11 protein-coding genes and 1 tRNA gene are annotated in these 11,024 nt (G+C 66.3%); 5 read left to right on the top strand and 7 right to left on the bottom strand.

Features of this window, described 5'->3' with window-relative positions; all coding sequences use genetic code 11:
- Window positions 1-710: 710 nt before the first annotated feature.
- From ABE85_RS01425 to cysS, 7 genes are all read right to left on the bottom strand, one after another.
- Complete coding sequence (locus ABE85_RS01425) at window positions 711-1,001, bottom strand: recombinase family protein (protein WP_067269431.1); 291 nt, start codon at window positions 999-1,001, stop codon at window positions 711-713.
- A 527-nt stretch (window positions 1,002-1,528) separates the two neighbouring features.
- Window positions 1,529-1,621, bottom strand: a tRNA-Ser gene (locus ABE85_RS01420).
- A gap of 80 nt (window positions 1,622-1,701) precedes the next feature.
- Window positions 1,702-2,973, bottom strand: coding sequence for an aspartate kinase (locus tag ABE85_RS01415; protein ID WP_067269429.1), 1,272 nt, complete (start codon window positions 2,971-2,973; stop codon window positions 1,702-1,704).
- A gap of 38 nt (window positions 2,974-3,011) precedes the next feature.
- Window positions 3,012-4,400 carry a tRNA lysidine(34) synthetase TilS gene (tilS, locus tag ABE85_RS01410; protein ID WP_231993202.1) on the bottom strand — a complete coding sequence of 463 codons (1,389 nt, stop codon included), beginning with the start codon at window positions 4,398-4,400 and terminating at the stop codon, window positions 3,012-3,014.
- 85 nt (window positions 4,401-4,485) lie between these two features.
- Window positions 4,486-5,457 (bottom strand): acetyl-CoA carboxylase carboxyltransferase subunit alpha, encoded by a 972-nt coding sequence (locus tag ABE85_RS01405; protein WP_067269427.1) that lies wholly within the window; start codon window positions 5,455-5,457, stop codon window positions 4,486-4,488.
- A gap of 2 nt (window positions 5,458-5,459) precedes the next feature.
- Window positions 5,460-6,113, bottom strand: a complete 654-nt coding sequence (locus ABE85_RS01400; RefSeq protein ID WP_067269426.1) for a DNA-3-methyladenine glycosylase — start codon at window positions 6,111-6,113, stop codon at window positions 5,460-5,462.
- Window positions 6,113-7,510: a cysteine--tRNA ligase gene (gene cysS / locus ABE85_RS01395; protein WP_067269424.1), complete on the bottom strand. Its 1,398-nt coding sequence runs from the start codon at window positions 7,508-7,510 to the stop codon at window positions 6,113-6,115. The genes ABE85_RS01400 and cysS overlap by 1 nt, the downstream gene beginning before the upstream one ends.
- A gap of 170 nt (window positions 7,511-7,680) precedes the next feature.
- On the opposite strand from cysS, the gene ABE85_RS01390 reads away from it, so the two are divergent.
- The 5 genes from ABE85_RS01390 (at window position 7,681) to ABE85_RS01370 (ending at window position 11,012) form a co-directional block, all read left to right on the top strand.
- Window positions 7,681-8,214, top strand: coding sequence for a tetratricopeptide repeat protein (locus tag ABE85_RS01390; protein WP_082938211.1), 534 nt, complete (start codon window positions 7,681-7,683; stop codon window positions 8,212-8,214).
- An 82-nt stretch (window positions 8,215-8,296) separates the two neighbouring features.
- The gene (locus ABE85_RS01385) at window positions 8,297-8,872 is read left to right on the top strand and encodes a peptidylprolyl isomerase (protein ID WP_067269420.1); all 576 of its coding nucleotides are present in this window, start codon (window positions 8,297-8,299) and stop codon (window positions 8,870-8,872) included.
- Between the two features lie 12 nt (window positions 8,873-8,884).
- On the top strand, window positions 8,885-9,388 hold the full coding sequence (locus ABE85_RS01380; RefSeq protein ID WP_067269412.1) for a peptidylprolyl isomerase: 504 nt from the start codon (window positions 8,885-8,887) through the stop codon (window positions 9,386-9,388).
- Window positions 9,385-10,224, top strand: coding sequence for a UDP-2,3-diacylglucosamine diphosphatase (locus ABE85_RS01375; protein ID WP_231993201.1), 840 nt, complete (start codon window positions 9,385-9,387; stop codon window positions 10,222-10,224). The genes ABE85_RS01380 and ABE85_RS01375 overlap by 4 nt, the downstream gene beginning before the upstream one ends.
- Complete coding sequence (locus tag ABE85_RS01370) at window positions 10,221-11,012, top strand: zinc-dependent peptidase (RefSeq protein WP_067269410.1); 792 nt, start codon at window positions 10,221-10,223, stop codon at window positions 11,010-11,012. The genes ABE85_RS01375 and ABE85_RS01370 overlap by 4 nt, the downstream gene beginning before the upstream one ends.
- Window positions 11,013-11,024: the final 12 nt, after the last annotated feature.

Genomic DNA, 11,024 nt, shown 5'->3' with positions numbered 1-11,024 from the left:
AGAAGTCACTGCGTTAGCAGTCGTAGCGGTCGAGTGCTAAGACCGTCGAAGCCAATAGTCAAGCGGGCAAGGAGCACTCCCACCGTACTTGACCACGCAGAAAACCTGGATAGAGTTACAGGCCATGCGGCGGTGAAAGCCGAAAAGAAACGAGGCGGCAGACGGATTGCAGTCCGTCATACCGCCTCTACCCCCGAGTTTCCCCGAGGGGGTGCTGGACCTTGCGATCACAGCGGAAGAGTGCAATCGTAGTTGTTCAGTTTGTTTCACGTTAGGGGATTTACCTTTCGAGAAACTGTATGAACAACTTGTTTATCTCGTACGACCTGAATCGACCTGGTCAGAACTACGACTCGTTAATCAGCGCGATCAAGGCGCTGGGATCCTGGGCACATGTCCAGAAGTCCACGTGGTACGTGCGTTCGCAGCATGACGCCAATTCGGCCCTGAACCAACTCACGAGACACTTGGACGCGAACGACAACATTCTTGTTGTTGAAGCAACAAGTGCTGCTTGGCGCGGAGTGAGCGAGAACGTTTCTTCGCACATGAAAGAAAAGTGGCGAGCACTCGCGTACTAAGGACGCGGCCTCGCGCTGCGCGCTTAGGCTAGGCCAAGGCGAAAACTTATCGCGATCCAAAAGACGCCACCTAGCTCATGCCAGGTGGCGTTTCTCGCTGTCACCACCATATGGCGCGGCGCCAGCAGGTCAACCACCTGCTTTCCCGTTGCGCAGCTTCGCTGGCCCCATCGCACCCACGCGCCTGAGGGTGCGCTTAATGCTGGAAACGTGTGTCCCGCACTCCTTTGCAAGCGATCTGGTGCGGTGTTTTCCGTCGAGAAACTTGCGGATGGCCTCCGCTTCAGGCTCTGGCGTCAGCTCGCGCGGGCGCCCCAACCTGATGCCTCGATCCTTCGCCGCTCGCGAGCCTGCGCGCGTTCGGTCGCGAATCACCTCCAGCGCAAATTCGGCGAATGCGCCGACGATCTGCATCATCATTTGACCCGCTGGCGTTGTTGGCGTCGATTGTCTCGGTCAGGCTATGAAACTGCGGACCGCGAATGGTCAGACGCTTAAGGATCTACAACAGGTGCGTGAGCGATCGCGCGCTGCGATCCACAGCTTTTAGACGACGAGCATGTCGCCCGGCTGCAGCAGCCTGATTACGCTTCCAGCACGTATAGACGAGTACGCCGCCTGACCCCTTCTCCTCAAAGATCCATTCGGTCGTCTTTTGCGGGTGTCTAGGCCGAGCGTCAGCAGCCAGCGTGACAGGAGCAACGCGACTGGCGAGATGGATGCAGCTCGGTCGGGTGTCGCGAACGTCGACGTGCATGCGCTGCGGCGAGTTGCAGTGGATCGAAGCGAACCTGCCGCTCTTCGTGCGCCCATCAATCGCCGCTGAGCACGTCGCTCGACATGCGTTGTTCTCTGCATGAGTCGTCGACGTTCGGCAGCGCTGGCATTCCGCAGCAGCCAGAATGCAAAAACCCTCGCAGCTTGCGCTGCGAGGGTTTGCATCTGGTTGGCGGAGACGGAGGGATTCGAACCCTCGATGCAGGTTTTGCCCACATACTCCCTTAGCAGGGGAGCACCTTCGGCCACTCGGTCACGTCTCCAACCGGAGAAGCAGCGACTATAGCATGGCTTTTCGCGGCTCCAAGTGAAACGAGCTCATCGAGCCCCGATCACACGTCAATCAGGCCTCGATGTCCTGATCCAGATCGAACGCGCGATGCAAGGCGCGCACCGCCAGCTCCATGTACTTCTCGTCGATGACGACGGAAGTCTTGATCTCGCTGGTCGTGATCATCTGGATGTTGATGCCCTCTTCCGACAGCGAGCGGAACATCTTCGACGCGACGCCCACGTGCGAACGCATGCCGATGCCCACGATGGACACCTTGCAGATGCGCTGGTCGCCGGTCACCTTGGCGGCCTGCACCGCCGGTCCCACGACCTTCTCCAGCAGCTCCATCGCGCGCTGGTAGTCGTTGCGATGCACGGTGAACGAGAAGTCCGTCTTCCCGTCCTGCGACACGTTCTGGATGATCACGTCGACGTCGATGTTGGCGTCGGCCACCGGGCCCAGGATCTGGAACGCGATGCCCGGCTTGTCAGGCACGCCCAGCAGCGTCACCTTGGCCTCGTCGCGGTTGAAGGCAATGCCGGAGACGACGGCTTGTTCCATTTGTTCGTCCTCTTCAAAAGTGATCAGGGTGCCGGACTTGGCTTCTTCGTCGATGTCGATGTCCCAGGGCGTGAAGCTGCTCAGCACGCGCATCGGGACGCGGTACTTGCCGGCGAATTCCACCGAGCGGATCTGCAGCACCTTGGAGCCGAGCGAGGCCATCTCCAGCATCTCCTCGAAGCTGATGGTGCTCATGCGGCGCGCTTCGGGCACGACGCGCGGATCGGTCGTGTAGACGCCGTCGACGTCGGTGTAGATCAGGCATTCGTCGGCCTTGATCGCCGCGGCGATCGCGACCGCCGAGGTGTCCGAACCGCCGCGTCCCAGCGTCGTGATGTTGCGGTCCTCGTCCACGCCCTGGAAGCCGGTGATGACGACCACGCGGCCGGCGTCGAGGTCGGCCTTGACCTTCGCATCGTCGATGCTCTCGATGCGGGCCTTGGTGTACGAGTTGTCGGTCGACACGCCGACCTGCCAGCCGGTGTAGCTGACGGCGTCCATGCCCTCGGCCTGCAGCGCGATCGCCAGCAGGCCGACGGAGACCTGCTCGCCGGTCGACGCGATCATGTCGAGCTCGCGCATCAGCGACGGCGACGAGCTGCCGGGGGACAGCTCCTTGGCCAGGCCGAGCAGGCGGTTGGTCTCGCCGCTCATCGCCGAGGGGACCACCACCATCTGGTGACCCGCCCTCGCCCATTTGGCGACGCGCTTGGCCACGTTGCGGATGCGGTCGGTCGACCCCATCGAGGTGCCGCCGTACTTGTGAACGATCAATGCCATGGGAGTGTCAGAGGCCTGCTGCGGGTGGATCGGCGATTCTAAGACCCGCCCTTGTCCGCAATGTCGCTCCCCATGCGGGATCCGCTTGCCTCGGGCACCCAGCGCAGCGCCATCTGTGCCTCGTCGGGCGACGCGACCCACCGCGCATCGATGCCCAGACCGGGCGCGAACAGCAGCGCTCCATCGACGTAGATCAGCGGCCCTTCCCTCTGGACAGCGGGGATTCCGGCCGTCTGCCAGCATTTCCGGAGCGCGCGCACGAGACCCTTGGCGTGCGCCTGGAACTGCTCGCCGCCTTCGCGCGGACGCAACTCGACATTGCTGAGCGCAGAAAGCGCAACGCCCCCCGTGGTCACGGGTTCGACATGGAAAGCGCCGCCCCACTCGGCCACCGGGTGACGCCCCGGTCGCGAGAGATCGATCCGGAGCGTCGCCTCCACGCCCGCCGTCGCCGCGGCGATGCCGAGTCCGAGCAACGAGGCAGGCAGCGCCTCCGATGGCGCGGGACGCCGCACCAGCGGCGGCGCCTGCACGAAGAACCGGCCGCGATAGAGATGCAGTTCGGTGTCGCCGAGCGGCCAGCGCGCCACGGTCGCAGCAGGCCCTTCCGCCATCACGCGTCGGATCAGCGTCGCGGGCGCGGTCCGACCGTTCGCGCGATGCAGCCATGCGCGCAACGCGTTCGACGCGCGCGCGGGGCTGAGTTCATCCAGCATGGCCTGCGACAGGCCGTCGGTATCGGACCATCGGGCGAGGTCCTCCTCAGCGATCTCGCGCTGCAACTCGGCGGCTTCCTGCGCCCACGCGGCAGCTTGCGCGAGCGCGGCCTCCGCGCCGGGCGCCTCCGCGGTCAGCGCGGGCCAAGCTTCCAGTCGCAGACGATTGCGGGCGAATCGCGCGTCGCCATTGCTGTCGTCCTCGATGAAGCGCAAGCCATGTTCGGCGACGTAGGCCTCGATGGACTCGCGGCGACGATCCAGCCAGGGGCGAGCCCAGCACACGCCGTCGCGCCATTGCGTGCGCGGCATCGCGGACAGGCCCGCCACGCCAGCGCCGCGCATCGCTTGAAGCAGGAAGGTCTCCGCCTGGTCGCGGCGATGGTGCGCGAGCAGCAGCAGGTCGGCGCCGGCATCGAGGGTCAGGCGTTGCAGCGCCTGGTGGCGCCCTGCCCGGGCCCACGCTTCAATGCTGTCGCCGGGTCCCGGCGCGCCGCTCAGGCGCTCATGGACGAGCGACACCGGCAGGCCGTCCGCGGCCCAGGCCTCGACCTGCGCCTGCAGATGTACCAGCCACTCGTCGGCCTGCTTGCTCAGTCCATGATGGATGTGCAACGCCACCACGTGCAGCCCGATCGGACGGGCAGCAACAGCGGTGGCGTGGAGGAGCGCGGTCGAATCACGGCCGCCGCTGGTGGCGACCGCAATCACGCGGCGGGTCAGATCGGGGCCAGGAGGAGCGCCGGGATCAGTGCCATGACCGGTACCGGAATCAGCGCCCGTGTCGGCGCCGTGATCACCGGCTCTTGGTGTCGCTGAATCGACCATAGGCCTGCAGGCGCTCGTAGCGGCGATCCAGCAGTTCCTTGGTCTTCAGATCGGAGACTTGGCGGAGCGCATCGCCCAGCGCGCGCTTCAGGCTGGACGCCATCAGCTTGGGATCGCGGTGCGCGCCGCCGACGGGCTCGCTGACGATCTTGTCGATCAGGCCCAGCGCCTTCAGGCGATGGGCGGTGATGCCCAGCGCTTCGGCCGCTTCAGGCGCACGCGCGGCGGTCTTCCACAGGATGGATGCGCAACCTTCGGGAGAGATCACCGAATACGCCGCGAACTGCAGCATCAGCACCTGGTCGGCCACGCCGATCGCCAACGCGCCGCCGGAGCCGCCTTCGCCGATGACCGTCGCGATGATGGGCACTTCCAGCTGCGCCATCTCGAAGATGTTGCGGCCGATCGCTTCCGACTGGCTGCGCTCTTCCGCGCCGATGCCCGGGTACGCGCCCATCGTGTCGATGAAGGTGAACACCGGCAGGCCGAACTTCTCGGCCAGCTTCAGCAGGCGCAGCGCCTTGCGGTAACCCTCAGGACGCGGCATGCCGAAGTTGCGCAGCGTGCGCTCCTTCGCGTCGGAGCCGCGCTGATGGCCGATGACCATGCAGGCCTGGCCGTTGAAGCGCGCGAGACCGCCGACGATCGCGGCGTCATCCGCGAAATGCCGGTCGCCGTGCAGCTCCTGGAATTCGGTGAAGACCTCGCTGCAATAGTCCAGCGTCTGCGGACGTTGCGGGTGCCGGGCGACCTGGTAGACCTGCCACGGCAGGACATTCGAATAGATGTCCTTCGTGAGCTGCAGGCTCTTCTTGCCGAGGCGGTCGATCTCTTCCGAGATGTCCACCGCGGACTCGCTCTGCACGTAGCGGAGCTCGTCGATCTTGGTTTCGAGTTCAGCGATCGGCTGCTCGAATTCGAGGAAGTGTTTCTTGCTCATTCTCAGTAATCCACGGGTAGCGGATCGAGGCTCCGCCAAATGTACCATGTGGCCACCGAGCGATACGGGGCCCAGCCCTCGCCCAGCTCTCGGGCCTCCGCGCGCGACACCGGCTCGTCGCTGAAGTAGTTCTGGCTGATGCCTTTCAGCAGCCCCAGATCATCCAGCGGCAGCACGTTGGGCCGCATCAGGTGGAAGATCAGGAACATCTCCGCCGTCCAGCGCGCGATGCCGCGGATGGCGACCAGCTCGTCGATGATGGCTTCGTCTTCCATCTGCGCCCATTGGCGCACATGGACCTGGCCGGTTTCAAAATGCTGCGCCAGGTCGCTGAGGTACTCGACCTTGCGCAACGACAGCCCGACGGCCCGCAGCGCGGTCTTGTCCAGACCCAGCACCTCGGTCGGCTTGATGCGGTTGGAGGGTCCCGAGGTCAGCTCGGCGAACTTGTCCCAAACGCTCTGCGCCGCCTTCACCGAGATCTGCTGTCCGACGATCGAACGCGCCAGCGTCGTGAACGCGTCGCCTCGGCTCTGCAGTCGCGCCTCGCCGAATTGAGGGATCAGCTTCTTCATCACCCGGTCGCGTTTGACCAGGTGTCTGCAAGCCTCGTCCCAATAGTCCGGGGTCACCCCGGCGGTCGCCACACGCGCCATCAGGCCTGCTCTCCCAGCTTGGCTGCGCGGACCCAGGTCGTGCCGGTCGGCGAATCCTTCAATTCGATGCCTTGTTCGGCGAGCGACTTGCGGATGCGGTCAGCCTCGGCGAAATCGCGGCCGGCCTTGGCGGCGGCGCGCGCGGCGATCTGCGCCTCGATCGCGGCCTCGTCCAGGCCCGCGCCGGCTTGCAGGAAGGTCTTGGGCGCCTGTTGCAGCACGCCCAGCACGCCGCCCAGTGCCTTCAGCAGACCGGCGTCCTGTGCGGACCGGTCGCGATTGACCTGGTTGGCCAGTTCGAACAACACGGCCAGTGCGCCGGGCGTGTTGAAGTCATCGTCCATCGCGGCCTTGAATGCCACAGCCGGACCTTGCGTCCAGTCGATCGTCACGTCCGCCGGCGCGACCGCGTCCAGCGCCGTGTACAGCCGGCGCAGCGCGGTGCGCGCGTCGTCCAGGCTGACATCGCTGAAGTTGAACGGGCTGCGGTACTGCGTGCGCAGCATGAAGAAGCGGATGGACTCGCCGTCGAACTTCTCCAGCACTTCCTGGATGGTGAAGAAGTTGCCCAGACTCTTGGACATCTTCTCGCCGTCGATGTTCAGGAAGCCGTTATGCAGCCAGTAGTTGACGAAGTGGCCGAAGGCGCCTTCGCTCTGCGCGATCTCGTTCTCGTGGTGCGGGAACTGCAGGTCCATGCCGCCGCCGTGGATGTCGAAGCGCTCGCCCAGCAGCGCGCAGCTCATCGCCGAGCACTCGATGTGCCATCCCGGGCGGCCTTCGCCCCAGGGGCTGGCCCACTTGGCCTCGACGGGCTCCTCGGCCTTGGCCGACTTCCACAGCACGAAGTCCAGCGGATCCCGCTTGCCGTCGTCGACCGCGACGCGCTCGCCGGCGCGCAGCTGGTCCGGCGACTTGCCGCTGAGCTTGCCGTAGCCGTCGAACTTGCGCACCGCGTAGTTCACGTCGCCGCCGCCGTCGGCCTGGTAGGCCAGGCCCTTGCTTTCCAGCTTGCCGATGATGTCCAGCATCTGCGGGACATACTCGGTGGCGCGCGGTTCATGCGTCGGCTTGGCGATGCCCAGCGCGTCGAAGTCGCGATGCATCGCGGCGATGGTGTCGCCGGTCAGTTGGCCGATCGTGATGCCGCGCTCGAGCGCGCGGCGGATGATCTTGTCGTCGATGTCGGTGATGTTGCGGACATACGTGACGTCGAAACCGCTGGCCTTCAGCCACCGGTAGACGACGTCGAACGCGATGTTCATGCGCGCATGGCCCATGTGGCACAGGTCGTAGACCGTGATGCCGCAGACGTACATGCGGACCTTGCCCGGCTCGATCGGTTGGAAGTCCTGGAGCTGGCGGTCCAGCGTGTTGTAGATGCGCAAGGAAGACATACGAGAGGCTCGCGCCGCACCGGCGACGGGTCGCGAGTATCGGCGCATTCGACGGTGCGGTGCGGGTGGGCCGGGGGGAGCCGGCCGGGAGGCGGGTGGACGCTGAGTGGACAGTGAGCGAGACACGAAAGCTCGCTCTAGAATGCCCGCCAGTATAGCGGTCCGACCCCATGCCAAGACTTCCTGCCCTGATCCGCCACTGCTGCGTCGCCCTGGCGATGACCGGCGCCACCCTGACGCATGCCGCGGCGCTCGACGACGCGCAAGGCCTCTGGGCCGCCGGCAAACGCGACCAGGCGATCCAGGTCGCCGAGGCCGGCCTGAAGGCCACACCCGACGACCCGCGCCTGCGCTTCGCGCTGGGCACCATGCTGCTCGAGCAGCAGCAGCTCGAGCGCGCCCGCGCGCTCTTCACCAGCCTGACCGAGGACTTCCCCGACCTGGCCGATCCGTACAACAACCTGGCCGTGATCCACGCCGCGCGCGGCGAGTACGAGGCCGCGCGCCAGTCGCTGACCCGCGCCCTGGACCTGCAGCCCGACCACGCGCAGGCCCAGGAGAACATGGGCGACGTGATGATGCGCCTGGCCCAGCAGTCCTACGAGCGCGCGCTGAAGCAGGCGCTCGGCGACGACACCGCGCTGAAGGTCAAGTTGCAACGTGTCACCGCGTTCAACAACGCCAAGGGCGTGCAGGCGCGATGATCCCGGACGACGCGCCGACGGCGCGTCGTCGAGCACCACCCCGCGCCCCTCCTCCACCCTTCCCCACACAGACACCCCGACCATGCGGACATCCAAATTCCTGCTCGCCGCCGGCGCCGCCGTGCTGGGCCTCGCGGCCTCGTTCGCCCAGGCCCAGGTCGTCAAGCTGAGCACCACCGCCGGCGACATCAAGATCAAGCTGGATGCGGAGAAGGCGCCCAAGTCGGTCGCCAACTTCCTCGCCTACGTGAAGGCCGGCCACTACAACGGCGTGATCTTCCATCGCGTCATCGGCGACTTCATGATCCAGACCGGCGGCTACACGCCCGACCTGAAGCAGCGCGCGACGCGCCCGCCCATCCCGCTGGAGGCCGGCAACGGCCTGATGAACATCCGCGGCTCGATCGCGATGGCGCGCACCAACGATCCGAACTCGGCGACCTCGCAGTTCTTCATCAACACCGTGGACAACCCGGCGCTGGATCCGGGCTACGCGGCCGATGGCCGCGGCTATGCCGTGTTCGGCTACGTCACCGAGGGCATGGACGTGGTCGACAAGATCCGCGCGGTGCCGACCGCGCCGTCGCCGAAGAATCCAGCGTTCCAGAACCTGCCCAACACCCCCGTCCTGATCAAGCAGGCCACCGTCGAGAAATAAGGAGTCAACGCCATGAGCAAGAAAGTCGAACTGCACACCAACCAGGGTCTGATCACGCTGGAACTCGACGAGGCCAAGGCCCCCAAGAGCGTCGAGAACTTCCTGGCCTACGTGGCCAAGGGCCACTACGACGGCACGATCTTCCACCGCGTCATCAAGGGCTTCATGGCCCAGTGCGGCGGCTTCGAGGAAGGCATGAAGCAGAAGCCGGCCGACGCCCCGATCCAGAACGAGGCCAACAACGGCCTGAAGAACGACAAGTACACGATCGCCATGGCGCGCACGAACGCGCCGCACTCGGCGAGCGCCCAGTTCTTCATCAACACGGTCGACAACGACTTCCTGAACTTCAAGAGCGAAAGCCCGTCGGGCTGGGGCTATGCGGTGTTCGGCAAGGTCATCGCCGGCCAGGACGTCGTGGACAAGATCGAGAAGGTCAAGACCAGCCGCTCCGGCTTCCATGACGACGTGCCGGTCGACCCGGTGATCATCGAGCGCGCCGTCGCGGTCGAGTGAGTCCCGGGTCCGCCGCCTTCCCGCTGCCGCGTGCGGTGGTGCCGCTGGTACCGCTGCGGGCGGCGGGCGGATGGCGGCGGATCGACCTGCTCTCCGACCTGCACCTGTCGCCGGACATGCCGGCGACGCTGGCGCGACTGCGCGCCCATCTGGCGGCGACGCCCGCCGATGCGGTCTTCCTCCTCGGCGACATCTTCGAGGCCTGGATCGGCGACGACGCGCGCTGGCAGGCCGGGACCTTCGAGCAGTTCGCGCTCGATCTGCTGCGCGAGGTCTCGTCACGCAAGGCCCTCTTCTTCATGCACGGCAACCGCGACTTCGCGCTCGGCGAGGCGATGGCGGCGGATGCCGGCATGCGCCTGCTGAACGATCCGACGCGGCTGGACGCCTTCGGACGGTCCTGGCTGCTGAGCCACGGTGATCAGCTGTGTCTCGGTGATGTCGGTTACCTGAAGGCCCGCGCGGTGGTACGACGGCCCGACGTGCTGGCGGCACTGCGCGCGATGCCGCTCTTCGCGCGGCGCGCGTTGGCGCGCCACCTGCGCGCGAAAAGCCGGATGCATCAATCGGATCCCTCCACATGGGCGGACGTCGATGACGACGCCGCGCGCTCCTGGCTGCGCGCGTCGGGCTGCGACACGCTGATCCACGGTCACACGCACCGGCCCGCGCTGCATGATCTCGGCAACGGGCTCACGCGCGCCGTGATGTCCGACTGGGACTACGACCATGGCGGCCCCGGTGGCGGCCGAGGCGACGTGCTGGTGCTCGATGCCGCCGGCCTGCGTCGCATCGCCCCGATGACCTCGGCGACCGAGCTCGCCCTCGTCGCATGATCGGCGGACTGCTCCAACGCTGGCGCGACCGCCGCGAGCGCAAGCTGCTCGACCAGTTCGCGATCCCCGATGCGCTGTGGGAGCTCACGCTCACGCAGTACCCCTTCATCGCCCGCCGCAGCGAGGCCGATCGCGCCGAGCTGCGCCGGCTGTGCTCGCTCTTCCTGGCGGCGAAGGAATTCCACGGCGTCAACGGCTTCGAGGTCACCGACGAGGTCGCGGTGGCCGTCGCCGCGCAGGCGTGCCTGCCGGTGCTTCGCCTGGGGCTCGAGTGGTACGACGGCTTCGTCGGCATCGTCATGCACGAGGGCGAAGTCGTCGCCGCGCGCGAGACGATGGACGAAGACGGCGTCGTCCACGAATACGACGAGACGCTCGCCGGCGAGGCGATGGAAGGCGGGCCGCTGATGCTCGCCTGGAGCGAGGTCACGCCCGAAGCCACCGAGCGCGTCGAAGGCCACGACCCGGTCTACAACGTCGTGATCCATGAGTTCGCCCACGTGCTCGACATGCGCGACGGCAACCCCGACGGCGCGCCGACGATCGACGATCCGACGCTGCGCCAGCAGTGGGGCGCGACGATGGAAGCGGAGTGGGACTGGTTCTGCGACCAGGTCGACGCAGGCGTCGCCACGCTCATCGATCCCTACGGCGCGGAAGCCCCCGAAGAGTTCTTCGCCGTCGCCGTCGAAGCCTTCTTCGTCGCGCCGAGTGAACTGCTCGCCGAGCAGCCGCGCCTCTATCGACTGCTCGCGGGGTTCTTCAGGCAAGACCCGGCACGCGAGTGAGCGCGGCCGCGG

The organism is Mitsuaria sp. 7 (genome assembly GCF_001653795.1).
GTDB lineage: Bacteria > Pseudomonadota > Gammaproteobacteria > Burkholderiales > Burkholderiaceae_C > Roseateles.
The sequence above is the reverse complement of the archived record's forward strand: the minus strand, read 5'-3'. Positions and strand labels throughout refer to the sequence as shown.